This is a genomic window from Pseudomonas sp. S1(2024), assembly GCF_046557535.1.
The window spans coordinates 271,347-297,660 of the sequence record NZ_JBKGFP010000017.1 but is presented as its reverse complement, the minus strand read 5'-3'; the positions used below and the strand labels follow the sequence as shown (position 1 = coordinate 297,660).

Sequence of the window (26,314 nt, the reverse complement as noted above, 5' to 3'; positions counted from 1 at the left end):
AGCTCATCAGCACCCAACCAGTCCATGGCCTAGCCATGCATCAATACTGACCACTCCCCCATGGAGAATGGATTATGCGCATCATCATTACCGAAAAATTTTCTGTCACCCATGCCCTCGCTAAAGTCGCTGGCGATTTTTACCCTGACGAAGAAATTTTCTTCATCGAGGCATTGCCCTACTGGCTCAACAATTTCAAATTCCCCAAGGGTATGGCCCTGAGCGAGTACCCGTATTATGGGCAACCCCTGTATAAGCGCGATCAACCGTGGGACGGCCTGAGGCGGCGACTGTCGAAACTCGTCGACCGACAAGCCGTAGCGATCAATCCGATCTCCTTGGATGAGGCCGCAGCATTCATGCTCAAAGCGGATGACATCATCTGTGCCTGCGACTGGGATCATACCGGCATCTGGGGGTTTAACCTGTTCATGGAGCAAACCCTGGGGGCCAATAGAGCACCCGCCTATCCAGTTCTGGCGCTCAGAGGTGGCCAAGACACCAAAAGCCTCTGCACGGCCTTCAAGACCATGATTGATACCAATCACCCCGAGTTCAAGGCGCTGCTGAGCGCCGGCAGGGTCAAGCGTCTATTCGAATTCAGCTACGCCATCAATAGCCAGGCCATCCTGGGCAACCTGTACCGCAGACTTGCCGGCACCAACGAGCCTGTATTTGTCAGCAAATACGCCTTACAGGCGCTTATCTGGCTTGCTGAGCACCCTCCGACCCTGTGTTACAAGCTCGAAGAGCTGATGGCCAGCAAGTGGCAGGGCACGGGGAAATACCCGAAGGACAGCATGAACCACCTCTTCGGGATGGGCTCAGCCGCATCGCGCCAGCATTTGCTCGGTAATTTGATCCAGCTTGGCCTGATCAACCAGTCTGAAACACATATGCTTTCAATCACCCCGCTTGGCACAGCCTTTGTCGGCGCCCTACATCCCGATTGCCGGGATTTCGATTTGCCGTTTCGCCTCGATGCCTGGATGAGCATGGGCGTGGAAGCTGCAGAACCTGCAATCAAGCGCTACCTGAACACATTTTTTGGGAAGCAACTGAGGTTCGACAATGACAAGCGCTTGACAACCCGATAGCAGCCAACCACTCCCTACGTCCAGGGTGGCCAGGGTTGCGGGTAGCTCCATCCCTTTAATAAGGTGGGGGTGCAGTCCTATAAATCAACCTTCTATCGCTTAATCCAAAAGCCTGTCAATTCACCCCTGCTTAAAATCCATGCCATAATCACTAAAACCAATATAGCGGGTATTCAGATGCTGAAGCAGATGGCTCAGTCGTTCTACAGGAGCGTTTTGGACGAGGTGGGTGTGCCTGCAAGCCTTTCCAGCGCAATTCAAGACCACCCTGCGCTTCGCCAAGTCGTTTTCGGGGAGAAAAAGACAGCATCCTCCCGAGACATTCAGCAGTGGGAGAATCTTGGACGCAGTGCAAGAGGGCTTGATGCTCCGCAGGGCGTGCTGGTCGGGTGGACTGATACCCAAGGCAGCTATGCTTCGATCGATCTCCCGGTGACTGCGCTCAGCCGGCTGGTCACCACCCGAACAGTTGAGCAGTTCACCTGCGACATCACTGAAATCGAGACCCTCGGTGCAGCCAAGAGCAACCTATCTGAGTACAGCAACCTGGACGAATTTGCAGAGCAAAGATGTGCCAATTTGCTAGGCGACATCAGCAAGGAAGGTCTGCTGAAAATGCTTGAGCATGATCAGATCCGAAGCGTAGGTGCCAATGCCACTGACACCCTCAGCCGTTATGGGTGGGATGGTCGCCTCAACCTGCTCAATGAAGGGGGTGCGCACCATTTTGCTGCAGCGCGATACATTGCAAAGCACATGGACATCCCCGTACCAATCTGCACAACGCTGCATGAATATGTGTTCGATCCATTGGCTGTCGCGCAGCTTAACCAGCAGTTCGACATCTTCGCCATCGGTGATCCTGCACATGATGCCAGGGCTCACCTGGCGCTGCAGGATGCGTTCAAGAAGGTCAGGGCTACCTTCTTCATCGGCAGCCTCCCCTGGAGCGCGGGTGACCATGCCAGGGACGCCAGCGCCATCTTCCTGCTCAAGAATGACCGCAAGTCCGAGCGGATTGCCGACCTGTTTCGCAAAGAGGGATTCATGGATCTCGGCCAAGTGCTGGAGAGCAAATTGGCCGTGCAGCTGTCAGCCACCAAAACCACTCGCGTGCGTTCGCATCAGCCTTCCGAGCTGGGCATGTAGCGGTTGCGCAATCCAGTCGAGCATCACGCACCTGGCGGCCATGATGGATCTGCGGCCAGGTGTTAGCGGTGTTCAGTTAGGCAGCCTCAAGATTCGGCACGTCACAAAAAATTTATTGGGCATTGCTTGGACTACACACCGAAGTCGGACGCTCACTCCCGAAGACAGCCTCTCTTCAAACAAAAGACCGCAAGGCATTATGCGAACGTCGGCCAAGTCAACGCCTGAGGCCAGGGCTTCAGTCATGTAGAAACCTGCAAGGGTATAGCTACACTCCAGTGCATTAAATTCCTGCCTGACCACAGTTTTACCCCTGATCGAGTGCAAAAGTGTCATGTGCCCAAGCTCGCCGATCAGATCCAGGCTCCCGGAACCCATCTCGACTGCATCTTCCACCAAGCTAAGGAACTTCGAGCTCATCGCAAGTGCATCGTTCTCGCTAATCCACTGCGCAGGCGGGCAGAGATCGAGGAGTGACAAACCTAGGCTTTCAAACTCGTTTGGAGCGCTCATGGGGAAATCCGCGTTGAAAATCTACTGTACCAGGGGTGGGGCGCGTCACGGGCACAGCTCGATTAGTGGCCATGGATCGCGGTTTGTTGCGGGAATGCCGTCCACCCGTCTTTGATCTCCAGCAGCACGACATACGTTGCCATGGCCGCTGCGACATGCTTAATGGCATGCCCTGCCATTTCGAAGTGCAGCCACCCATAAATGGCGTGATCCCAGTGCTCAAGCACCTTGGCCAGCACGTAGAAGCCCAAGACTTTCCAGATCACGTGGCTCTGGAACGCAAGGCTTCCCGAGCCCTTTACCAGGATTGGAATGAGCAGGATGGGGAGAAACTGGACGATCACATAGGCCCGAAGATCGCCCGCGCCCTGACCTTCCGTATAGCTCCAGTACACGACCGATGCGATACCCAAGATCAACAGAGGCCAAAGCCCCAGGCGTGCGGCGCTGAGGTTTGCGTGACATCCGACGATGATGGAGAAGAACGCCATGAAGGAGATCGTCATCGGCAGCCTATCCCATATCAGAGATTGATTGGTAGGATCAAAATGGTAGTACCCGGAGCCCAGTCCGGTCAGGAACACGCCGGCAAAGAATGCGGCGCCAGCCCAGGGCAACTCTTGCATGACAAGACCAGGGGGTGTGTGACCGCTGGTTTGTCTTCGACACTCGCGCAGCCCAAGCCATCCCACAATCACGAATGGCAGGTTGGAGACTACGTTCCAGAAATTGCTTATACCCAGGAGGTGACGGTGATCACCAAAGGCATGGTATGCCACGTCTTGCGGGATGCGAGGCATGGTGCCAACAACGATCAGCGCCAACAGGGTAACCAGGAGGACAGCGCCCCATTTATAGGGATTTTTTAGAAGTGGTGCCCACATATCCAGGTCTCCGCTGTACAAAAATGGGGAATGACGTCGAGCAATCAAAGCCGCGATGCCGGCAAAGTCTACTGTTCGTGCAATGATTGTCAATATATGCTAAAAACAGCTATTCATTGCCTTTAGCTATTTATTGACACCATTTGAAACAACTGCTCTAATATCTGTTCCCAACCACTGAAGGATACCTAACATGGCTGGCGCAAGCCTGCTGACCCTGATGGACGATGTCACCACCCTGCTGGACGACATTGCCCTCATGACCAAAACCACTACCCAAAAAACAGCCGGTGTTTTAGGCGACGACCTGGCGGTGAATGCCCAGCAGGTCACGGGGGTTCGAGCCGATCGTGAACTGCCCGTCGTCTGGGAGGTGGCCAAGGGATCACTCAAGAACAAAGCACTGCTTGTTCCTGGGGCCATGTTGATCAGTACCTTCACGCCGTGGGCCATCACCCCCATCTTACTGCTGGGTGGCGCCTACCTTTGCCTTGAAGGCTTTGAAAAAGTCGCGCACAAGTACCTGCCCCATGAAAATGATCAGGATGTGCACGCGGACACCAAGGCTGCTGCAGGCAAGACCCCGGCTGAAATCGAGAAGATGAAAATCAAGGGTGCGATCAAGACGGACTTTGTCCTGAGCATTGAGATCCTCTCGATCGCCCTCGGTACCGTCCAAGGCGCCAGTCTGCTCAACCAGTTCCTGGTCTTGAGCCTTGTGGCTTTCCTGGTTACCGTGGGGGTTTACGGCCTGGTGGCCGCCATCGTTCGCCTTGACGACGTTGGCTTATACTTGGAGAAGAAGAAAAGCGCCTTTGCTCAATCGTTTGGTCGCAAAATCATCCTCAGTGCACCTATTTTGATGAGGGTTTTAACCGTCCTGGGGACATTGGCGATGATACTCGTCGGCGGTGGAATTTTGACCCATTCCATCCCCTTGCTGAGCGATGCCATGCACTTGATGGAACATGCGGTCACTGCGGTGCCCCATGTTGGAAAAGCACTGGGCTTCGCGGTGCCCTTGGTGGCTGAAGCTGTTATCGGTTTTGTTACAGGTGCAGTGGTTCTCGCTTCCTTGAAGGCGGCGTCCTGGCTCATCAAACAGGTTCGAAGCGCCTCGTAAAAAACTGCGCTGATGAAGCCCCTGCTCTGCTGGGGCTTTTTTTATCCCGATGCGGAAACATTGTGCGCATGCCGGGGCGTTTCGCGCATGGTAATCCGCCTTGGCGGGATGTTACGCTGGTAAAAAAGAGGCTCATTATGCTCACCCGCTATTTGGCCCCCTCGTTTGTGGCATCCAGCTTCCTGTACCATGGCAGCCCCCATCGACAGGGCGCCATAGCCTTCGGACTTCCAGGCAACCAGGCCCCTGCCATCACCGCTGGACAGCCTTTCTACGTGACCAGCAGTCTGAAATACGCCCGCCACTTTGCACGCGGAGGTGTCGTCTCGGCGCTGCAATTTACCCAGGGCGCCATCATCGACTTTCACCATCTCGAATTACTCAATCATCTGCTCGATATCTACGATCAGGATCCCAAGATTGTCCAAAGCGATGGGCCTTGGAACGAGGAGTTTGAAGGCAGCATTGACGGCAGCCCCTACCGGTTGCTGGAGTCACCCGCTGTGATGCAGTACTTGCAGGATCAGGGATTTTCAGCAGTCTTTTTGCCCGAAGATATCGAACTAAATGTGACTGCGCTGGCAATTCTCGACACCAGGAGTGTTGAGTTTTCACACCTGATGCCTGAAAGAGCCCTCATGCGTCATGACCAGGCATTTGACGGGCCTTAATATGTGTTTGGCCACATTTTATGGATGGCTTCAGCCAGCAACCAGCCTTACATCCATCAGAATCATCTTGGGTGGCTCATTACCCTAGAACACCAGACCGACCAGCCAGGCTCCGACCTTGAACAGAAGCCAGAAAATCAAACCCAGTGCCGCGAAGAACACTACGTAGCAGGCGCCGAACTCTAGCAGGTGCTTGACTTTCTGTCGTGGTGAGAGCTTGTCATAGCCATCCCACATGCCTCCCCAAAAATAGGCCATCAGGTACAAAATGAACCGAATAAGCATGGCTATTGGGTTTCTAGAGAGTACCCACCACACCTTCAACGCAATTTTCTTCACAACCATTTCCTTGTTTTGGTTTGGTCACGCTTAGCTGCTTGACCATTGGATTGCTGACAAACACCTCATGCCAAACGACGGCTAAACCTGATCCTCGGCCCAAGCAGAAACCGTGGATGATCTTGGCAACCATCCGGGCTTATGGAGGTGTTTTATAGGGCCCTGGGTATCCTGCAAGTCATCGAAGAGCCCCTCAACCCTAAGGATCTCACGAATGTCGTAGCACTTCCAGGGCTGATGGCCAATACAGCAAGCCCGCATGTCAAAGAGGCAGTTGCTGCTGCCAAAAAGTCCATATCCAGGCAGGCAGTTAACGACAGCACCAATGACCCTTAACTTTGGGGCTGACTACATTTTCCGAAGCATCTCAACACAGAAATTCAGCGCCTAATCGCTCAGAACCTGAGTCCCTGAGCGGTGCATGCAAGAAACCACTCTACCAATTTACTTATAAACCCAATAGAAGCTGGCCTCCTTGCCACGAGCATCATGGCATTGCAGCGATTGCTCGATGATAGCCATCAATGGGTGACGTACATGCCCTACCTAACCAGGTCACTCTTGCTTATCATGCCGTCTCAGACCTACCTGTTCCATCGGGAGGATTTGGCAATGACATCCACGACATGCATGGCCTGGATCGACGTGTTTTCAACGTACACAGAGTCGCCTCCACACACCCCATCAAGCCGGCATTGTCCATCTCGCTGGTAGATGAACTCCCTTAACATGCAAAGACCATCATCGAGCTGCACCAGCACCTCATCGCCCGCCTGGCATGGTTTTCCAGGTTCGATCACCAGGATTTCCCCATTCCTGAAGCGTGGAGACAAGTGATTGCCTGACACGACCATGCCATAAGCTAACGGATCGGCGCTGTAGATGGTCAAATGGCCAAAGGCACCCCGCTCCAGCTCAAAGGCTTTGCCGGCGCTCAGGAGGGCCTTGCAACTCACTGGAACACTGCCCGCCAGTACTGGGAGTCGATATGGCTCCACGTCGGTCTGGACGATTCCTGGAAGCTTTGCAATAAGCTCCATGGTGCTGGCCAGGCGCGGACTCACCTCCGAAGGACTGAAGCGAAGCACCAGTGCCAGCTTCAGCAGGGAGTCCAGGCTGAGCGCCATTCGCCCGACCAGCAACTGACTGAACACACTTTGTGCTGAAGCCCAGCCACAAGCCCTTCCCACCCCCGCCTGGGTGATTCGTTTGCCCCGGTGCCTGGCCTGTAGTTGACGCTCCTCGAAAATAGCCCGCAGCTTCTTCGACTCTTCGATCTGATGTTCAGGGATGATTTTCATCGGGCCAATATATTAGCTGCACTGGTCAAATGCAAAAAATCTCGGGCCAAGAACAGCCAACATTAGCTTTACTTGTATAAATTCGTCCTCAGAGCGCCTGTGCGGCCACAGGCAGACGACGGCCCTGGCTCCCAAGCCCTGTTGACATCGCCCACTCATCACCCTACATTCGCCCCTGAGCTTGCCCTCGCTCCGCCGACCACTGCGGGAAAATAAAGGCCGATGTACAACCTGCTGCAAAGCCAGCATTCAATGCACAGACGCCAATCCGGGCTGATGTGGCATGTCTAGTGGTCGAGATAACGTCATTTGCCTGGGTCAGGAATTGTGCCATGAAGCCGAGCAACCCTCCTCCAAAACCCAAAGAGTACTCACTGCTGCTCTTGGGAAAACCCTATGCTGTGCGCAAGAAAGTCTTTGATCGCAAAGAATTTCTGATTCCTCGCGCCGGCAAGAACCCTACACGCGCTGAAGCCAAAAACGCTGCTGTGCACACCCCTGTCACTGAGATGGATGTGCTGATCTTCGGATCGGAGAAGGTCTTCAATGACATCAGCCTCGCATTCGATGCGCCGAAGCTCACCATCACCATGCCGGGAGCTGCTGACACCCTTAGCCTCAAGGAGCTGCAGGCCAAGGCCCTCGAAGAATTTGCGCTGGAAGCCAAGGCGAACAAGGCGTATGACCTGTTCACCATAAAACACCTCAAACAGCATTACTCCGACCTGGTCGACAAGACCAAGAAGGCGTTGCTTGTCCGCTTTCGCGATGCCTTTTCCCAGAACGAATTCGAGCCGCCACTGAGCCCTGCCAAGCAAGGCATGGGGCACAAAGCGGATGTCTTCAGCCATAACCTCGTTTGGGCGCCCGAATCCTCGATTGCCACCTACAAGGCGCTGGCAAGGCAGGGGCATGTCTACTCGCAGTACCTCGCAGGCCTGCTGCTCGCCATGCCGGTGGGCGGTCACAGTCCGTCATGCATCAGCTACCTGCTGATGGCGCATAAGAACAAACACCCCAAGGCCTTGGGGGTACTGGCTGAATACCTACTGTTCCAGGATGACTACCTGGGCGCTGTCCAATGCGCGCTGCTCTCGATCGAAGGTGGAAACCGTGATGCCTACCGGGTCATCAAGCACACCTTTGGGATCAACAGCCAATTGGTCGTGAATCTGCCCAGTGGCATGACCTTCGGCACCGTCGTTTTGTTGCACGACTTGCATGAGACCGGGTTTGACAGCTTGCTCCAAGAGCATTGCCCAGACCTTGCTCCGTCGAAGGCAGTTTCCGAGACGCTGCTCCGCCAGTTCTTGCGCTAATGGCCGCCTGAGGCCTTATGCTCCCATCCACATCAGCATCCAAAGTGCAGGCCCCTGCCCTGCCACGGGTTGCCCATGCGAGTGAATGACATGACCGAGTCCACCAATCAGCAGCAGATCATCGACACCTTTGAGCGCCTGGTAAGCACGCCCCGCTCGATGCTCTCCGAGATCAAAGCCAAGCAGGCGTCCTCCCAAGTTCCAGAGCCGCGCAACCGTATCAAACGAAAAGGACTGGAAAGCCAGGCTGGTAAGAGAAAGCCCGTGCGCAGCGCCCCACCGGAAAAGCCCCTGGAGCTTACTCGCGACGAACATTCCATTCACAAAATGATCGTCGACCACCCTTTCCTGCTCCATACGCCTGAACTCTTTGGTGGCGGCCTGTACCTCGATTCGGTGCTCAACAAGCACCGACTCCCCTGCAATCTGATTCCTGACTTTGCCTATATCACCGTGCAAGACAGGGTCATAAAGATCACACTGGTTGAAATCGAGCGCTCCGTGAAGGGTGTTTTTCACTCCCGTTTGAGCATGAGGTCTACGTTCCGAAGCGAAACAGTCGAGGCCATCAACCAGGTACGGGAATGGCGGGCAGCCATGGACAATGACGACATGCGTCGGGCCCTACTGCGAAATCTGAAGCCCTTGTTCCAGAATTACCCGGTCGGCATTTTCGAACCTGAAGGACATGTCTCCAACCTGGCCAGAATCAGCCTGGGCTATGTCCTGGTGGTCGGTTCAGAAACAGTGGAAACACCCATCCAGCAGCAGATGATCGATGACCTGTACCTGCATGAGGACATCATCTTCATGACCTACCCCATGATGATCGAGCGGCTCAGAGCCGGGGTACGCGCCAAGAACATGCTCAAGGTAGGGCCCAGGGGCGTCTCGGTCGAAACCCTGGGGGCGCCTACCCAACTGCTGAGCAAGGGCCCGGATGTCGGACTGCCTCGGGAGTTTGACACCGATGCCTATGGCATCAAGATGGCAGGTCTTGGATGGGCGCTCAGTGGGAACGCTCGACGGGCAAGCGCCGTCCATCCTGCCTCGATCAAGCAGATTTTCTACCGGGCCAATGGCCTGTGCGAGCAGCCAGGCTGCACTGCCAAAATCATCTATGAGGGGGAGGTGCGGGGCCGTCTCAGGCACCTGTACAACGGCATTGATGACTTTAGTGACGTGGAGACCCTCTCGGATACCGATCATGTGCTGCTCATGTGCCACGAGCATGCCGATGCGTTCAACGAAGGCCAGATCTTCATGTTGGGAAGACCACACCCTTTAAATGATGCCCTCAAGCTACGCCGGCCTTACAGACCCCTGCTGGATGACGATGCTTGCGCTTTCATCGGCGAATGGAATGATTCGAAGTCCCACCCCATTCTGGGAGCGCTGGGAATCGACGCGGCACTTGAACCGGAGCTTGCCCAACATGTTCATTTGTGGTCGATGGCCGTAGCCTCCTTGCCCTGGGTGTGCCAGATCAAACTCAGCCAGATTGTCAGGGATCATTTCGATCCCAAGAACAGCTGGAACGTTGACCGTTCACGCCGATACGCCCATACCAACCGCGTCTGCTATTACCTCTGGCGTGCAAGCGTCATACGGGTAAATGACTTGGCACGACCTGGAAAGGAAATCGAACCCACCGTGTTTAGCAAGGCCCTCATCGATCGCGTAAATCAGCGCTTCGGTAGCCGCTCCATGGCGGCCATCAGCGCGTTGTGCGAGGCCAATGGCCGGAGGCTTGAGGATGAGCTCAAAAGGGCCGTCAGAGAGGCCCAAGAGGCCTGATCCTAAGGACTGACCAAGACTCACGGACGAGTCTTGGAGTCGGGTAGCACGGAGATCGGCAACATGTCCTTGCCAAGCGTCCGACACGTCCCAAGCGCAGTACGGGGTAAGGCCCACAGACGTCGTAGGTCTCGAAATGGCGCTTTCAAAAAGAGCCTACGTATCTTTCCGGTATTCAACGGGGCGCCTTGAATCTACCCGCTCCTTTTCCGCGAGCTGACGCTTGAGGCTTTTGATCCTTTTGTACTCTCGCGTGTTTTTCAGGTTGGTGTCTTTGAGAATCAGGGCCTCACGATTGAACTGGCGATCCATCTCCTGATTTCGCTGATAGTGGTACAGAAGAATATTGATTACGCGCTGATTGGCGTTTTTGCGAGGCGCCTGGTTTTCCAGCGACTGCAGCCCCATGACAGAGCCTTGGGGCCAAAAATTTTGAATAAAATCGTCAACACCTCGACATTTATAGGCCACATCATAGCTGAAATATCCCAAGGCTTTTAAGACCATGTCGAGTGAGGTTCTTCGGGGTATTTTTGCTCCTGCTTCTTTTGAAATCTTACTGATAAGCCAAGCGAAGCGCTTTGCCTGTCCCACATACAGTCCAGTCGTGGCGCTGAGCATGAGCAAGATGTCTCCGATCCTGTCATAACGTAGAACGTAGTCCTGGTCTTCGGGCCAACCGTGCAGATTGTTTGCAGCCATAAAACCTGCAGCATGCTGACCCAAGCTCTGAATTGCAGATCGTGCGGTGATCTGGGGCTCATCTGGCTGCGGAGGTAGAACGGTGATTTCCATGACTGGTTTCGCTTCAGGACGTTGGGGTGAATTAAGCCCTTGAAGGCTCAACCGCACCGATAGTTGAGCGCACTGTCGTGCGAGAAATGCGGGCATTCTAGATGCATATCTCCGACTATGACCAGCGCGACGAAACATTGTGGCAAGCCGTCAGCGAGCCAGGGAAACGAAGGCCGCGTATTCTAGAATGATCTGGGGCTTTGACCCTGCGCTCTGTGTACGATCATAATAGTTTAAAGATAGCCAAAGCAGGTACAGGGAGCTGCTCGCAAGCCCCTCAATCAAGGGGGCGAGCAAGCCGACCACCTGCAATAACAGAAGCAGGCTTTTTACCATGACCACCAGGGCCGAAGCTCAAGCTCGACTGCAGCAGATCAAGGACACACACGAAGAGGTGTATGTCCAAAACCGCGCACTGAAAGCCATCGTTGCCATCTCCACCATCCTGGATGACTATGGCAGCTTGGGTGGCTTCTTCACTGCCTTGAACCTTCGCTCCAACAAGCAGAAAAAGGAGGCCTATCGGTACGTTGCCCTGTCGTTTGAGCAGGCGACTTCTGTGGATCATGGGGAACACAACCGATTCATGGGCGAGCTGCGTGGCCTGAAACGCAACGCACTCGAAAACATCAAATCGCAACCGCGCCATGAATTTTACGCATATTTGACAGATCGCTATAAAACAGACAATCCCAGGACAGTATCGGGCACACCTGCTGCGCTGTGGGATGAAACGGGCGCGCTCATTCGCGATCCTTCGATCTTTGCCGAGTTCCAGAAGGAAAATATTCGCCATCAAGCTGAGCGATTTTTCAATCGGAACCCTCCCGCCTGGATGAATGCGTGTTCCAGTTTGGAGACGATGGATGAGGGTGATCGCAAGGAAATCAGTCGCCTTTTTCTCCAGATTCAAGCGTATAAGCATGTCCCCGCCAACGATGAGCGGCGCCTGGCGCTTCGTCCGTACATTGATGTAAAAGCAGAGCTGGCTGAGACCATGGAGACCATGGATCTGCGTAACACCATGAACAGGGCTAGCCAAGACGAACTCAAATCACGGATCGTCAACTTCATCGAGATCGCAAAACATGAAGGTGAGGTCGATCTTGCAAAAGACCTGATCAAAGAGAACCTCCTCATCACGTTCAAACGCAATCCTGGCGCTGCACAGCATCGTTCATCCACTGAGGTTTACATGAGCCTTTTGGATGCCTACGAAGGCATTGGAGGTGACCTGCAGCCACTGAAGCATGAGATTTTTCACAGCGACCATAACCCCGAGCTGTCACCGCTCGAAGTCATGATTGATCAGCTCAACCCTTCCCAAGAAGGTCAGCTGGCCGAAGCCACAGGGTCAAATGTGATCGCTGGCGCCTTTTTCGAAAAGCTCGGTAAAGCCGATTTACTGGAAGCCGACCTCAACCCGGAGCGATTACTGAAGGCCTATGCCTACAACAAGTCGAACATGCTGCGCGACAGGATCATGGACACCGAAGTCGTCGACGAACTATTGGCTATGGATCTTGGCCTTTGAGGCTTCGCCCTGCGCCAGGGGTACACCCCTGGCCGAAAACGCATCGCGGCGAATGATCCAGCTTGCGGCGTCACTCGCAATCCAATCAACCCCCTTCTGCTTCACCCTTCTTGGGGCGTTGAAAGCCAGCCCGCCTCAAGCTCTTGCGAACGTTATCCAGGCCATCCCAGATCTGCGCCGCGATCTCTGGCGTAAGACGCTCGTAGTAGGCAGGATCCTGAAGGGCCGTGTTCGCTTGATCAAGTGAGTGGGGCAGGGTCATCAATGAGCCCCGCAACGCGCCGGCTTTGACCACTGCATTCTTCTCTGCCAGATAGCGCTCTACCTGCTCAATTTCCTGCGGCTCAAGCAGCTCACGCACGGCGTCTGGCAGCGTCTGCGCATACTTGTTGAAGCTGGTCACGAAGGTGTCCTGGCTGCGCTTCTTTTCTGATGAGTAGCTCACCCGCAGGAGCTGGATTCTGGAGCCTTGGGGTCTGATTCGCATGAGCGGATTTCCTAATAGTACGCCTACAGGATAGCCGATATTACGCCTGCGTATGCAGCTAGAGTTGGCATACAGACTCACCAACGGTACGCATACAGTCATTTGTACAAGTCGCATACACGCCAGGTTGTCAACCGCATGCGTACCATAATTAGATACGCCTGCGAGCCACATTATTCACCGCATGCGGCTTTATCAATAATACGCATGCGGGGAAGTTTATGGTCGCCTACATGCATAACGTTAGTGTGCATGCGTACCCCCAATTAACACGCCACCCGCAAAATAGCTCGGCTACGCCTGATCATCCGGTGCTACGCAGTGGCGCCTATTGGAGCCAGCCCACATAGTCAGTGTCGAATGTGCCAACGCGGTCGTGGTATATGAAGCGCTCCTCCAGGGAGAGCAAGCGAGCTCTTACAGCAGCCTCAACGTCCACGGCCCCTTCAGGATTGGTCGAAGCACCGAGGGCTTGCAAAGTGACAAACCAGAGCGCAGTCACGGATTGCTCAAGGGTTTCACGGCTATTGAAGCGCTCAATATGATCCAGAGCTTCAATGGCTTTGCACATGTGACCCTTGAGCACCACGAACTCGCAGATCAAGGCATGGGTAGTCTCTGGCGAAAAACCAGTTTCCGACCGGGTGAGTTCAGCCCAGCCCTGTCGCACCTTCTCGGGCTCGCATTCGGCAGTTAGGGCAGCCAGGCTCATGTTCAGGGTGTTGGCGCAAGACATCAGAATGATCAGCGAGTCGACCAGTTTTTTCTGCACCGTCACGTGATCGCCAGCCAGACCTGCCTCCATCATCGAGCTTGCGTATTTCGAAAGGTGCAGGGTGAAGTGGCTCATCTTGTGGTGGGTACTCAGGACGAAGATGTCCCGGTGATAGATCTGATCATGCTGCAGCTGCTTGTATTGCAGGCGGTGGATATCCGCTGGAACCACGGGTTGAGCAGGCTTTTGAACATCCCGTTCGGTGGTTGCGGATCGGGTCGAGGACTCACGCTTGTTGACCAGTAGCGCGAAAAGGCAGAAGACGTAGGTGCCGGCGATGAACACCGTGATTTCCATGATGCACAAAAACAGAATCGGCCCGGCACTGAGCCCGAGGGACTGCTGAAAATCTTCCGCCATCATGAAAATGGCGAACTGCATGATCGCTCCGAATATGGCCAGCAGAGTCGCCAGCAGCAGCACCAGAATCTTGCCAGTACCACCCTTGTCAATCAGGTAGGCGAAGCAACTGCCGTCGAGAGGGTTCGTTTTCATGGCACTGACACACTCCAATTTTCATAAGGTGCAGGCGCCACCCGCTATCGCCTGGGCGGCAAATTTGAAGCCAATAATGCAGCAAACCGAACACTCAATCAATTGTTGGCCTGCGGTGGTTTTCTCCATTATTATGCTCGCCGCCCTGGCATTTTTCACCCGCACATTGTAGGCTGAATTTTTAGTTAACCATATATTGCTTTGGGGATGATCATCGTGAACATGAAGACACTCAAGCTGGCGGCGCTGGCCTCCTTGGCCCTTGCTCTGGCGACATCTGTGCAGGCGAAAGGCTTTTTCGACCTGACACCCGTGTTTGAGCCGAGCGGCTACCAGCGCGGCGATCTCAAGGATTCGCAAGCAGCCGATTTATATTCCTCAGAGCAAAAGCAAAATTCATTCGACGACTGCGTCGACAAGTTCCCGAATGAAACGCCCTTCGCCGCAGGCATCGTGCCCCAGCGCATGCAGACCATGGCATTGTGCTCTGACAATTTCGCGGTGCTCTACTCCAAGGCCAGCAAAACGCCGCTGGTGGTGGTCGAGCGCCTGAATGCTCGGCTGCTGCAGGATGCCAAGGGCGAAGAGCGTACCAATGCTTTTTACGCCGACCCGCGCATCCCCGCCCAGTTCAGGGCGGAATTGTCCGATTATCGCGGCTCGAAACTGGACAGGGGGCACCTCTCGCCCGCCGCCGATGCGCCTGACGCAAAAGCCATGGCTCAGAGCTTCGCCCTCTCGAACATGGTGCCTCAAGACCCCAATCACAACCGCAAGATCTGGAGCAAGGTTGAACGGGACGTGCGCAAGTTCGCCCAGCGGGTGGATGGCGACGTTTACGTGTTCACCGGGCCATTGTTTGACCAGGGCTACAAGACCATCGGTGCCAACAAGGTCTGGGTGCCTACACGCCTGTTCAAGCTGGTTTACGACAAGAGCAGTCAGCGCGCCTGGGCTTATGTGATGGTCAATGGCAATACGGCCATTCAACGACCTGTAGATTACCAGACGTTCGTGGAGCAGACAGGCCTCCACCTCCTGGGCGACCTCCCAGTGTCGGGCAGCGTTGGCCGCTCCTGAGCGCGCTGCCCAGGATGAAGTGGCTAAGTGGCTGTCAGGCTCTACGACCTGGCGGCCACTCAGCTTGCCGGGGCGCGGTCTTTCTGCTGAGACTGCCAACCACCAGCCCCTAAGCGCACCCCTCATCGTTCAAGCCCACCTCTGCTGATGAGGCAGTGTTTCATCCCCGCTTGGCCAGCCCGCACAGATCCAGAGCAACACCCATCAGGGTTTCACCTCAACCCCTAGCCATTCGGGCGACCGACTACCAAGCTACCCCTGCTGCAACGCCTTCTGTGGGGGCGACTTGAAGGCTGCTGGCTTTGGTCTCAAATTTGTACTATTTTACCTACCTGTCCTGCCCGGTGAGTGATTGACCATGGTTGCTGTTGTCAAAGCCAAGACGCCATCCAAGCGCGCCACAAGCGACCTCGCTGATTTCGCCACGCGGGTACGCCAGGCGCGCAAATTGCTTGGTTTGTCCCAGCAAGGGCTCTCAGACGCGTCAAAAATTCCGACATCCACCCTGAAGAACTACGAGCTGGGGCACTCCAGCCCAAGTGCCGAAAACCTGCAGAAGATGTTCAGGGTCGGGATCAATCCCATGTGGGTGTTGCTCGGACACAAGCCTGTCCTGGTCGAAACCTTCACATCCCCCACGACTCGTCATTCCAGGGCCCTTGCAGCCGCCGCCCGCCGAGACGCAGCGGCCTTGTCCACTGGCCGCACCAAGCCCAGGGCGCCCAGCAAACCACCGATTGCGTCAAAGCGGGCCATCACCACCATCAAACGTGAAAAGGCCCCCTCACCAACCTCTTCTACCCCCGAGGTCGACAATGACTAAAAACGCCAAGGCCAAAAAGCCTGCCGACAAGCGTGGCCTGGAGTTGCTCAAGCGCCTGTTCGGCCCCAAGGTCGTGCCTGCGCTGCGCGTTGTCTCAGCATCAACGCCAGACGAAATCAAGCGCGCCGCAGACCGCGCCCGCATCAGAGCGCTTCGCAAGAAGTTAGAGATTCAAAAACGTGTGGCTTGGGCTTGCCGGCGCGCCGAGCGCAAGCGGTTGGCCGAAGCGATCACCACAACACAGGCTTCTTCCCTAGGTTTGATTGATGGCCTGGAAGTCAAAATCAGTGAGCTCTCGGCGGCAAATGCCAAGCTGGAGGCGCTTGTGCAACAGCCTAAACCTGATGCGGATGAGGTCAGAAGCCTTGAGCGGAGATTGGCCGCGATGCGCGAAGATCTTCTGGGCTGTGCCCACGATTTGCTGAAGGCAGATCCCCAGGCCTTTCGCCGCAGGTTTTCGACCCATTTCGACACTGCGTCGACCAAGCTGTCTGGAAGCGACATGAAGGTCAGCAGCCCCAAGCCGCTGCCAGGTGGCATGTCGACCACCCGCAGGTAAAGGGGGGTAAACTGGCGCTAGGTGTTACGTCACCCGTAGACTCAAAGAAAACGGTCAAATTCATGTCGGTCGAATCAAAACCCGATGCGCTCAAGCATAAGAAAGTCGCTTCAAATCTGGTCAAGCTGGCACTCGGGAGCCAGGGTCTAACAGACGGGCCCGTGCACCTGCACATCCACAAAGGTGAAGTCCCGAACGACTTCTATCGAAGGCTCTTCAAAGAGGCCGACCAGCGACTCAAGCAACTCGATGCGTGGTCACTCACATCTGAACTGATTAAGCTTGGGGTCAATCCGGTGGATATGGTCATTCACTCGATCCACCCCTCATTCCCCTGGAGAGGGGGTGGGACGAAATTTGTCCCCTCGGTATTCTTCATTGGCAATCTGGAACCAACCCGTTTTTACCCCGATTTTTCAACCAAGGTTGAGGAGCTGGATCAGTTGCTGCGCCAGACTTTGGATATGGAGAGCCACCCAACGCCTTCCGAAGCGGATCATCTTGGCCTGCCCCTGAAGCACCCCAAAGCCAGACTGTTTGGGTTCGTCATGTCAGGCGCCTCCCCTGTGCCGTATATGTGCTTCTCCCCCCTGATGAGAGAGTGCCTTGAACACTGGTCGGCTGAATTGCAAACCGCGCCACGTGAATACCAGGCAGGTGTAGTTGCCTACTTCCATGAGTTTGGACTTCAGCTGGGGAATTACGCGCCGGAACACCCATCAATCAATCAGGATTATCGCACACGAGTCAGTGAGTTCTTGCTGGCCATGGCAAAGGGGATTTGTGCGAGTGGGTACAGTGCTACTCCAGAGACACTCGATGCCAACACCTCGGTGCACAAGGAACCCGTGCTGAGCGAGATCCTGTCGAAACCGCAGTATCAAGAGCTTTGCAAGCTGTTTGTCGATGCAAGGATCTGGCCTTGTGAGGCGCGCTTCTTGGGTGAACTCTATGACACCCCAGATGAATTTGCCGAGACCCTGATGCTGTCTGGTGCGTCACAGGAGCGAGCTGAACAGGTGCTTCGTGGCTGCCTGATGACCGATATCATTTTTAGAAAACACGACGATCTACTGGCCGAATTCTCACACAAGGTTGCCGCCTTGCGCCGGGCCTTCCTTGATGTCGGCTATAACGACATTGTCGGCAGCCAGGCGATGGATGCTTTGGCAGTGGACATTGATCTGGGTGAGCATTTCAATGCCCTTGGCTACCTGCGCCATGAGGACATGGCCTTGGGCAGGGCCTTTTGCAGCCGGGCCACCTCGTCACGCAATCAGCAGGTGTTTCCGACAGATGAATACCTGGCGCGCAAGGTGGCGCTGGCAATTGCGTTGAATCAACGAGAACTTTTGAGTCGGGAGATGGAGGACTTCTTTGCTCGCAAAAACGGGGTCAACACTGAATTGGTTCGCACGGATAAATGCCAGCTCATGATCCTGACCAGTGGCCTGCTTGACCTGAAGAGTCTGCTGCGCACCCATGCTCGACTGGAAAAAGCCATTCAGATAGGCATTCCAGCTGATCTAGTGCTCAATAAGCCTGGATTTGAAAGGGCCTCCCGTGCAGCCGAGCGCTTTTTGCAGAGGGATCTTGGGCTCTGAATGGCGTTGACAGCACCATTCCTCATCCTGATCATATCTGTCTATGCTTCATTGAATTTTTGAATCATAACTGTGGGGTGTCTTATGGTTAGTCTCTCATACATCATTGAAAATAAAGAAAAAATCAGAAAGATGGCCGAAGCTCACAGGTTCAGTAAAATCAGGGTATTTGGATCGGTGGCTCGTGGCGAAGAAACTGAATTGAGTGATGTTGATTTTGTCGTTGATCCTAACGAGGATGCAAATTTATTCGATCTTGGTGGCTTGGTGATGGAATTGGAAGAGTTCTTAGGAACTCCAACAGATGTAATTTCGAGCAGATCTCTGGGGGAGAAAATAAAAAAGAGCATAGAACGCGATGGGATTGAATTATGAGTCTCCCAAAGAAGCGTGAACTAAGAGACTGCTTAGATGAGATAAAGCAGGCATCTCAGGATATATCGGATTTCACGAAAGACATGACGTATGATCAATTTTCCAAAAATAGAATGTCCATGCTTGCAACACTGAAGGCAGTCGAGGTAATTGGTCAAGCCTGCTGGGAACTCAGGGAGCATCACAAAGATTTCTTGGCTGAAGACCCCGATTTGACTAATCTTGTTAATCAGGCGCGAGGTATGCGTAACAAAACCGCCCACAACTACAATGCCACAGATTATAGGATGGTGTTTGGCGTCAAAGACGCAGCACCTGAGCTCATTGCAAAACTTGAAAATAGATACCAATTGTACAAGTTAAAGACGATGGCAGAAAACACTCTCCCGTTAGGGAGCTTCGGCAAATCCTTAAAAAATGTTTTGAGGAATAATAAGCTTGATAAAAGTGACTCAGGGCCGAAGCAAGGTTGAAAATACGCGGGGTTCATTTAACTTGAAGAAAAAACCCCTCCCTGTGGAAGGGGCTCCCCCACCTTTAGTATTTGCGAGGTGGTTTCTTGAGCGTCAGCTTAACCTGACTGGTCATTGGAAATTTCAGTCCATTCGAGTGCAGTAGCTCAAGACGATCCTTGTCCAAATGATTGGCTATGTCCCGTTCCGCCTCCTCACTCCACACCACATGCCCTTCACCCCGGCCAAACAGCTTGGCGTTGAGGAAGCCGTCAACCTGCGCTACCCGCACCGGGTCGCAGGTGATGTAGCCGATCGGGACTGTGGCGGCACTCTCGTCGCTCGGCTGGAAATGGTACTGAACCACCGCGAGCTGCCCTGGTACGAGGAAGATCTCAAACTGATCCTGAAGATCCACCCCTTCGAACGCGATGCCGTTGGGGATTCGGTTGTGGTAGGTGCTGCGCAGCTGGCCGAATTCACGCTTGTCCGTAAAGGGCAGGATGGCGGTGATCTTGCCTTTGGTGTGCGGCGCTTCGCTGAGCTTGTCGGACGTCTTGCGGCAGAAGTCACCCAGTAGCGTACTGCTGGCAGCCCACAGCGGAACAGCGCTCGACAGCCACAGGGCCAGATGAACTTTGCCTTCAGGCCAGTCCTTGGACAGGTCTTCGAGCATTCGACCGATCGTGATGCGGTTGTTGTTATCGTACACCGGGCCAATCATTGCCCGTGTTTCCTGGGTACCGTACCCCGTCTTGCGGTTTTTGTGGTCGATCAGCCAGGTATTGATATCTAGGCCGCGATCATCCAGGTAGCGCTCCAGGACTTCATCGTTGAATAGCTGGCAATACTCCTGAAGGCTCATGCCATCTTTGGGCATCCTCAGGCTGTTGAGAAAGTCGGAGATCTTGGCCTCAAGCTCCATGCTCAAAGGGCGCTGGCGGATTCCCCCAACCTTTTCCGCAACCCGCTTGATGACCTCCACACTACCAGTCGCTGTGGGCAGCAAGCCAATCTCCAGATCAACCTGAATGTTGACTGGCGCTGTTTGGTCACACGTACCGACCTTGTAAAGGCGTGTCTTGCGCGTCTCCGACTCGGGCAGCTTGGAAAAATCGAGGTAGGCGCGGTACTGGTCACCGAACGCATCCGCCACCGCCTGCACCGACCAGGCCTTGTTCTCCGGTGGAACAGGAATCTGGGGGAGCCCCCAGCGCGTCCGATTGTTCGGGCTGGCAGGCACAATGGTCTTGGTCAGCAGCTCGAAGATCGGGCGCTCGATCCTCTCCTCGTACTTGGTGAGGCTTGGGCTCGCGGACGAATTGCCCTTGGTGCGATCCAGCAACATGGATGAGGGCATCAGGTGCCCGTCATTGGTATGGACAGCCAGCTTGTTGCGAATCAGTGTGTCAATCAGCACATCGCATTCACGCCTGGACAGGCCGAAGTACTGGCGGATCTCGCCTGGCAAGACCTCCCCCAGCGCCAGCAGCAAACGGCAGGTAAACTCCTCGACCGCAGGCAGGGACACTTCTTTCGTCCAGGCGCAGTTGATCTGGTACTGGTATGCCGGCACCAACAGGGAAATGGTGTTACAGATGCGAAAGCCCGAGGCATCAACTGCTTGATACTCTTCATTCATGACGTTGACCCTCGATAACAGTGGTGCCATCCACGATTTCATAATCATCTGGAGCGGTGACTTGATGCTCGGCAATGTAGCTCACAACACTGCCCAAAGCTGAAGGTGCGTGCACCCCACTCCACATGCGCTTCGAACCAATGACAACCAGGCGATCCTTGGCACGCGACAACGCGACGTTGATGCGGGATACGTCGCCAAGGAAGCCTTGAAATCCTTTGTCATTGTTCCTCACCAAGCTGAGGAAAAGGATGAGGTTCTCAGAACCCTGATAGGAGTCGACCGTATCGATCCTGACGGCACCACGCAATGGCGCGGCCCATTCAGCGCGGCTCAGCTCTTCTTCAATCAAGCGCTTCTGGCCCCGGTACATGGTGATGACACCGATGGGCTGCGGGCTCATCGGGGTGCATTTGGCGTTGAGTTTTTCCATGTGCTCGGGGCGGGCCAGCTGGCGAAGCAAGTGCAAGCACACAGCCACCTCATGCTTATTCACAAACTTGCCCTTTTCGGGCTCATCTTCGTTGACCGCACGCTCTCCGGAGCCGCTGTCAATCCAGCTCACTGGCTTGTTCAGCGGATAAGGGAGCTCCGAGCACCAGGCGCCAGCCTTCTTGCGGAAGCTGTGCAGCTCGTTGTTGTAGAAGCAATGACTGACGATGTTGCCGATCGGTTCGATCATGCGGTATTGGGTGTTGAGCGTAATGCCGTTGTTCACCACAAACGCCCGCTCAAAGTCGGTTTTGACCGCCTCACGCTCATCGATTTGCAGCTTCCTCGCCACTTCGCGCACATGTCGTTTCTCATACATCGGCGCCAGCTGCTTATGGTCGCCCACCAGCAGGACGCGACGTCCACACTGCATGGCAATCATCAACTCCGAAGCCTGGGCTCGCCCGGCTTCATCGATGATGACCCAGTCGAATTCCATCTCCTCAATGTGAATGGCGCCTGCGCCGATGCCGACCAGGGTGCCACACACAAGTTGCGAAGTCTTGACGAGGAAGCGGTCGTAATTGGCGCCTCCCGAGCCGAGCACATCGATCCAATCCTGACTGATGCTGATCAGGTTGTTCAGACGCTGGAGTGCCAGCAGATCCGTCACACCGTGCTGACGCGCTACCTGCCTGGAAAGTTCATCCCAGAATTCAGACGCAGCAGGCGACGGCAAGTCGAACTCATAACCCCGACTGTCCATGTGATGCTGAAGCGACTCGACACAACTGGCAATTCGCTCATCAAATTCGCGAACTTGCTCGATGCGAACAGATTCGTCGATGTGGCGCTTGGCAGCGGCATCGCCTTTCTGCTTGGTGTACGTACGCACCCTATCCAGGATTGGGCTGATGCTGCGGTGCAGCTTGGCCAACTCCTCCACCAAATCCTGGCTGAGCATCAGGCGCGAAGACAGGGCATTGATGCGTTTCTCGTATTCGCGCTGGAACTTGAAGCGAATCTGACGCTGGATCGAGCTGGAGTGGCACTGGAGCATCTGATCGTCGATAGCCGACTCATGACCCAGACGAATGACGCTCACCTCTGTACCGAGCTTGGCGCACAGTTCACGGGCCTTTACCGCAACCGTGTCCACCGACGCATGCGACTGACCGACCAGGAGGATGTTCCCCGCCAGGTCATTCTCGAAGAGATAGTGAATCAGCTTGGTCACGAAAGCGGTCTTCCCCGTCCCCGGCGGCCCTTGTAAAACCTGGATCGGGCCTTCAGAGATCGTCCGCTGGAACGCCACGATCTGCCGGGGATTGAGCTGCTCGAATTCGGAATCGTACCGTGCCCGAATGGCAGCCTCATCAGGAATCTTACCAATGACCTTCGATTGCAGGGTGCCGTTCTGATCGAAATAGGCGGGCAGGTGGGGAATGCGGGATACACCGTTGAGCACCCTTTCCATGGCCTTTTTCCGGCGCTCACGGGAAGCATTACTGAGTTTGGACTCAAAAATCAGCTCAGTACCAGGGGTCAGCTTCTGCTTCACGCTGCGAATACCAGCAGCAAACATGCGCACAGCCAACCGGGTGGAGCTGCATTCCTCGGCAATGACCTCGCCAAACGGGCGGCCCTCTCCTTCCAGGTAGATGCCAATGTCACCCGCCTCAGCGTTGAAATCGAGCTCCCGGTTGTCCTGAGAAACATAGGGGATCAACAGTGACCCGCTGGCACTCTCCTCCAGGCTGGCGTTGTCGATCTCGACGCGCATCAGCTGATCACCCTCGGTTTCCAGCATCGCCCTCCAGATGGCCGTAGGCCTGATGGTCTGGTCAACGGAGTCATCGCAGGTTTCGCTGAACGCACACCCCTCTTCATCCTCCCCTTCTTCGGCTTTCTTGAGGAGGGTCTGAACAGGTTCTTGCTCCAGCAGGAAGCGCACGAAGGCTTCTTCATTCGCCTTGGTCGAGATGCCTTTCTGGATGGCAATCGGCTGGACGAAGGTGGCTTGGGCTTTTTGCCCTGCGGAGATGTATTCGCCGAAGGACACATCGGCGAGCCAGGCTGAAGACAGCGCCTCGCTCACTGGGTCGAAGTTGAAGGACAGGCGCTTGTCCTGAGCCGTGATCCGGATGTACAGGTGTTCCGGGTTGCGATCGGCCTTGGCCACATGAAGGTAGTAAGCTGATTCACCCGCTTGCAGCAAGGTCTGCTCGGCAGGCCATTTGTAGGCATCGGCAATGAATTTAAGCGGCTCGATGGGGGCTGCAGCCGGTTTGCGCAATACCTCAAGGGCAGCCGTGATGCTGACCGCAAGGGGGTCGATGGCAACAGGGATTCCATTGGGCTGTTCCTTGGCCAGCTCAAATTCAGCAGTGAGGGCTGCAGGCGCTTCATTTCCCAGGAGCTCGCGGACGATCTGGTAGACCGCATAACAGTCACGACCAAAACTATCACTGGTGGATGGATCAAGCGGGCCATACTCGACGTTGTAGGGCTCCGAGGTGTCGCCAAAGTCCAGGGCGTCGATGAACATCAGTGACAACGGTTCATCCGCCTGGGTAGGCCGCACCAGAATGTTGCCGGGGTGCAAATCGCCGTGGGCGAAATCCAGGCCATGAACATTGTTCAACAGGCAGCACAACGCGGCTGCAGCTTCGAGCTTTTGCTCCAGCGTCTCCAGTTGTGCGACATAGTCTGGCCAGGCAGTTCCGTCCTCGAAACGCGTGACCACGAACAGACCATTGCCGTGGGCGAACAGGCCATGATCCAGCAGGCCTGGCAGCGGCAATTCATCCTCCAGCGTCTGCTCAATGCGTTGGCGCATGCGCAGGATGCGACGGTTGATGCCTGGATTCTTCAGATCCACAACAGCCTTGGGCCAGAACTTCAACAGCGCTTCTTCGCCATTGCAGAGGCAGCGGTACACCATCTTCTCGCCCACAGGGGCAGGCATAACCCCTGGTACTGGCGGGAAGTAGCTCATCAGCATGTAGGGATTCCAATCGGCCTTGATGAAATCGCCTTTGGTGATCGCCTGCATGACCTCTTGGGTGTCGTCATATTGCAGTGACTTCCCGACCGCGATGCTGTTGAACTCCGCGAGCATTTCAGAAGCGTTGGCGAAGCGATTTTTCTGCTCCAGATCCATGGCCTTGGCAAAGAAGGCGTCGAGTTTCCCTTCAAAGGGGTCGCTCGGGATCGGGCGCCAGACGGGAATGCCATCGTCCAGGTTGAATTTCACGCCGTGGAAGCAAATCTTGTGGGCAACCAAGGCCAATAGGTAGACATCCTTGGCAAACGGGCTAAGCACCTCGCCCTCCGACGCATACACGTCCTCTGGCAACAGCGTCGAATTGCTTCTCAACCGCTCAGCCAGATCTTTGACCGTCCCCTTATCAGGTATGAATGCGGCATGGAAGCCGGAGGTCAGGATGATCCGCGAATCCTGGGAGTACCACAGGTTCTGCGCGTCGATATCACGGTGGGCGAAGCCCATGCCGTGCATTTCACTGAACGGCAGTAGCAAGGCCTTGGTCAGGTCTAGACGCTCCTCCACCGACCACTTGTGCCCATGCAGGTTCAGGTGCTGCTCAAGGCGCAGGGTGTTCTTGCGCAATTCGAACAATTCGACGCAGTCGCTGGTGATGTTGTCCTCAACCATCGGCGACAACGGGCGGAGCAGGAATTCTTCCAGCGGGCTGTTGGCAGCGCTGGCGGTGCGGTAGACGTAGTCCTCACGAGTCACCACGCGACGCCATGTATCGTCATCATGAAACGCCAGGCCCAGCGTTGCCAGATCCCAGCGACGCATCATGGCCTTGCTGACCGGTGGGCCCGCCTTGGTTGCCGGGTACTCGCTGAACAGGTGCTGGTCATGCACCCGGTCAGGTGCATTCGCAGCGGTGTATTCCAGGTAATTGAACTCAGCCAGCTCTACGCGATTGCCACGGAAGAAGCTGTCAAAGATGTGCTGGGCCTTGTTGGGCCTGAGCCGCCCCATCTCATCGAACTTGATCATCCGCACTTGCTGGACGAAGTTGTCGTAGTCGTTGCCAGCGATTTTCAAGAAGTCTTCGAGGGTGTGAACGTATTTGCGCTCTCCCTCAGGCAAGAACTCCGGGGTCGCGCTGCCACAGAGCACCACATGGGCTTCGACATAGGGATCGTAGGACAGCTTGTGGCCGATTTCCCGTTTGAGAATGGCTGCCAGGCGATAGCCCTGGTCACGCTTGCGGTGATAGGCGCTTTTCCCTCGGTTTTGCTGACCACGCGGGGTGGTGATCACCCAGTTGCCGTCGAAATTGGTCAGCTTGCCATGCCACTCCTTGAGCTCGACAACCAGCACCCGATCATGGGTGACGACAATCAAGTCAAATTCCATCGAGCCTTGCTTGTCGGCCACCAGTACCGAGGCATAACCAAACCAGCTATTGCGCAAGTGCTTCTGCATTTGGTCAAGCGCGTTCGTTTCGCTCTTGTGCAGCCCATTACCGCGAACGATGATATCCATACTGACATCCCTTGTGCTGACCTGCGCGACCGTGGAGTGACCAGGGGCGTCGGCGCCTCCATGGCATCCAGCTGTTGAATCGTGCGCAGTTCCCGCTGGCTTGAGAAAACACTCTTTCAGTGCTGGTTCAGATTCTGGAAGCCTGGCATACCTTGCCAGCGTCCGAGCTGTCGCGAATGGTATAAGAAAAGATGGCCATTGAATAGCCTTTCGAGATCATCTCAACATCATCGTGGTCATGTAGCAAGGCAGTTCGTTACTGGGTTGGCGGTCATGCTGAATAATGAATCTCTTTCACACTCGGGAATACCTCACGGATCGACTCAACGGTTTAGATGTTTATTGAATCAAAAATGCTAGTTGCGTCAAGACGCTCCTGACCACCATAGCCCACATCGCAGCGACAAAATCAGAGATTGCCTGCACCAAATGAGATTGTCCTTACGCCTGACACCCAAAGGAGGCGCGCATCTGAAACGATTCCAACAATCCGTGGGTGACTCCTGATGGCGTTCAATTTGGCAGTACCCACACCTCATAATA

At 55.0% G+C, this 26,314-nt stretch carries 22 protein-coding genes; 13 read left to right on the top strand and 9 right to left on the bottom strand.

Annotation, left to right across the window (positions count from 1 at the left end; translation table 11 throughout):
* The first annotated feature begins 74 nt into the window (after nucleotides 1-74).
* Nucleotides 75-1,097 (top strand): hypothetical protein, encoded by a 1,023-nt coding sequence (locus tag ACLCGK_RS07915; protein WP_410951754.1) that lies wholly within the window; start codon nucleotides 75-77, stop codon nucleotides 1,095-1,097.
* Between the two features lie 177 nt (nucleotides 1,098-1,274).
* Nucleotides 1,275-2,246: a DUF6685 family protein gene (locus tag ACLCGK_RS07910; protein WP_410951753.1), complete on the top strand. Its 972-nt coding sequence runs from the start codon at nucleotides 1,275-1,277 to the stop codon at nucleotides 2,244-2,246.
* Nucleotides 2,247-2,318: 72 nt separating this feature from the next.
* On the opposite strand, the gene ACLCGK_RS07905 is transcribed toward ACLCGK_RS07910, so the two are convergent.
* Both ACLCGK_RS07905 and ACLCGK_RS07900 read right to left on the bottom strand, forming a co-directional pair.
* Nucleotides 2,319-2,759, bottom strand: a complete 441-nt coding sequence (locus tag ACLCGK_RS07905; protein WP_410951752.1) for a hypothetical protein — start codon at nucleotides 2,757-2,759, stop codon at nucleotides 2,319-2,321.
* 62 nt (nucleotides 2,760-2,821) lie between these two features.
* The gene (locus ACLCGK_RS07900) at nucleotides 2,822-3,643 is read right to left on the bottom strand and encodes a ceramidase domain-containing protein (RefSeq protein ID WP_410951751.1); all 822 of its coding nucleotides are present in this window, start codon (nucleotides 3,641-3,643) and stop codon (nucleotides 2,822-2,824) included.
* 193 nt (nucleotides 3,644-3,836) lie between these two features.
* Here ACLCGK_RS07900 and ACLCGK_RS07895 point away from each other — a divergent pair, with 193 nt between their 5' ends.
* Both ACLCGK_RS07895 and ACLCGK_RS07890 read left to right on the top strand, forming a co-directional pair.
* Nucleotides 3,837-4,766, top strand: coding sequence for a DUF808 domain-containing protein (locus ACLCGK_RS07895; RefSeq protein ID WP_410951750.1), 930 nt, complete (start codon nucleotides 3,837-3,839; stop codon nucleotides 4,764-4,766).
* A 137-nt stretch (nucleotides 4,767-4,903) separates the two neighbouring features.
* Nucleotides 4,904-5,437 carry a hypothetical protein gene (locus ACLCGK_RS07890; protein ID WP_410951749.1) on the top strand — a complete coding sequence of 178 codons (534 nt, stop codon included), beginning with the start codon at nucleotides 4,904-4,906 and terminating at the stop codon, nucleotides 5,435-5,437.
* 84 nt (nucleotides 5,438-5,521) lie between these two features.
* Here the strand turns inward: ACLCGK_RS07890 and ACLCGK_RS07885 are convergent, their stop codons facing one another.
* Both ACLCGK_RS07885 and ACLCGK_RS07880 read right to left on the bottom strand, forming a co-directional pair.
* On the bottom strand, nucleotides 5,522-5,776 hold the full coding sequence (locus ACLCGK_RS07885) for a hypothetical protein (protein ID WP_156675903.1): 255 nt from the start codon (nucleotides 5,774-5,776) through the stop codon (nucleotides 5,522-5,524).
* 584 nt (nucleotides 5,777-6,360) lie between these two features.
* Nucleotides 6,361-7,077: a S24 family peptidase gene (locus ACLCGK_RS07880; RefSeq protein ID WP_410951748.1), complete on the bottom strand. Its 717-nt coding sequence runs from the start codon at nucleotides 7,075-7,077 to the stop codon at nucleotides 6,361-6,363.
* 332 nt (nucleotides 7,078-7,409) lie between these two features.
* On the opposite strand from ACLCGK_RS07880, the gene ACLCGK_RS07875 reads away from it, so the two are divergent.
* Together ACLCGK_RS07875 and ACLCGK_RS07870 are read left to right on the top strand one after the other, a co-directional pair.
* On the top strand, nucleotides 7,410-8,396 hold the full coding sequence (locus tag ACLCGK_RS07875) for a hypothetical protein (protein WP_410951747.1): 987 nt from the start codon (nucleotides 7,410-7,412) through the stop codon (nucleotides 8,394-8,396).
* A 90-nt stretch (nucleotides 8,397-8,486) separates the two neighbouring features.
* Nucleotides 8,487-10,193 carry a Shedu anti-phage system protein SduA domain-containing protein gene (locus ACLCGK_RS07870; protein WP_410951746.1) on the top strand — a complete coding sequence of 569 codons (1,707 nt, stop codon included), beginning with the start codon at nucleotides 8,487-8,489 and terminating at the stop codon, nucleotides 10,191-10,193.
* A 156-nt stretch (nucleotides 10,194-10,349) separates the two neighbouring features.
* Here the strand turns inward: ACLCGK_RS07870 and ACLCGK_RS07865 are convergent, their stop codons facing one another.
* On the bottom strand, nucleotides 10,350-10,988 hold the full coding sequence (locus ACLCGK_RS07865) for a hypothetical protein (protein ID WP_410951745.1): 639 nt from the start codon (nucleotides 10,986-10,988) through the stop codon (nucleotides 10,350-10,352).
* Between the two features lie 334 nt (nucleotides 10,989-11,322).
* Between ACLCGK_RS07865 and ACLCGK_RS07860 the strand changes: the two genes are divergently transcribed.
* Nucleotides 11,323-12,522: a hypothetical protein gene (locus ACLCGK_RS07860; protein WP_410951744.1), complete on the top strand. Its 1,200-nt coding sequence runs from the start codon at nucleotides 11,323-11,325 to the stop codon at nucleotides 12,520-12,522.
* A gap of 85 nt (nucleotides 12,523-12,607) precedes the next feature.
* On the opposite strand, the gene ACLCGK_RS07855 is transcribed toward ACLCGK_RS07860, so the two are convergent.
* Both ACLCGK_RS07855 and ACLCGK_RS07850 read right to left on the bottom strand, forming a co-directional pair.
* A complete protein-coding gene (locus ACLCGK_RS07855; RefSeq protein ID WP_410951743.1) occupies nucleotides 12,608-12,925 on the bottom strand; it encodes a hypothetical protein in 318 nt (105 codons plus the stop codon).
* A 412-nt stretch (nucleotides 12,926-13,337) separates the two neighbouring features.
* The gene (locus ACLCGK_RS07850; protein WP_410951742.1) at nucleotides 13,338-14,279 is read right to left on the bottom strand and encodes a hypothetical protein; all 942 of its coding nucleotides are present in this window, start codon (nucleotides 14,277-14,279) and stop codon (nucleotides 13,338-13,340) included.
* 222 nt (nucleotides 14,280-14,501) lie between these two features.
* Between ACLCGK_RS07850 and ACLCGK_RS07845 the strand changes: the two genes are divergently transcribed.
* The 6 genes from ACLCGK_RS07845 (at nucleotide 14,502) to ACLCGK_RS07820 (ending at nucleotide 19,193) form a co-directional block, all read left to right on the top strand.
* Nucleotides 14,502-15,359, top strand: coding sequence for a DNA/RNA non-specific endonuclease (locus ACLCGK_RS07845; RefSeq protein ID WP_410951775.1), 858 nt, complete (start codon nucleotides 14,502-14,504; stop codon nucleotides 15,357-15,359).
* Nucleotides 15,360-15,717: 358 nt separating this feature from the next.
* Nucleotides 15,718-16,182, top strand: coding sequence for a helix-turn-helix domain-containing protein (locus ACLCGK_RS07840; protein WP_410951774.1), 465 nt, complete (start codon nucleotides 15,718-15,720; stop codon nucleotides 16,180-16,182).
* Entirely contained in the window at nucleotides 16,175-16,741 is a 567-nt protein-coding gene (locus ACLCGK_RS07835) for a hypothetical protein (protein ID WP_410951741.1), read from the top strand. Before ACLCGK_RS07840 ends, ACLCGK_RS07835 begins: the two co-directional genes overlap by 8 nt.
* Nucleotides 16,742-16,803: 62 nt before the next feature.
* Nucleotides 16,804-18,345, top strand: coding sequence for a hypothetical protein (locus ACLCGK_RS07830; protein WP_410951740.1), 1,542 nt, complete (start codon nucleotides 16,804-16,806; stop codon nucleotides 18,343-18,345).
* A gap of 84 nt (nucleotides 18,346-18,429) precedes the next feature.
* A complete protein-coding gene (locus ACLCGK_RS07825; protein ID WP_410951739.1) occupies nucleotides 18,430-18,720 on the top strand; it encodes a nucleotidyltransferase family protein in 291 nt (96 codons plus the stop codon).
* Entirely contained in the window at nucleotides 18,717-19,193 is a 477-nt protein-coding gene (locus ACLCGK_RS07820) for a DUF86 domain-containing protein (protein WP_410951738.1), read from the top strand. The genes ACLCGK_RS07825 and ACLCGK_RS07820 overlap by 4 nt, the downstream gene beginning before the upstream one ends.
* A gap of 64 nt (nucleotides 19,194-19,257) precedes the next feature.
* On the opposite strand, the gene ACLCGK_RS07815 is transcribed toward ACLCGK_RS07820, so the two are convergent.
* Both ACLCGK_RS07815 and ACLCGK_RS07810 read right to left on the bottom strand, forming a co-directional pair.
* Nucleotides 19,258-20,814, bottom strand: coding sequence for a hypothetical protein (locus ACLCGK_RS07815; RefSeq protein ID WP_410951737.1), 1,557 nt, complete (start codon nucleotides 20,812-20,814; stop codon nucleotides 19,258-19,260).
* Nucleotides 20,807-25,771: an AAA domain-containing protein gene (locus ACLCGK_RS07810; protein ID WP_410951736.1), complete on the bottom strand. Its 4,965-nt coding sequence runs from the start codon at nucleotides 25,769-25,771 to the stop codon at nucleotides 20,807-20,809. The genes ACLCGK_RS07815 and ACLCGK_RS07810 overlap by 8 nt, the downstream gene beginning before the upstream one ends.
* Between the last annotated feature and the right edge of the window lie 543 nt (nucleotides 25,772-26,314).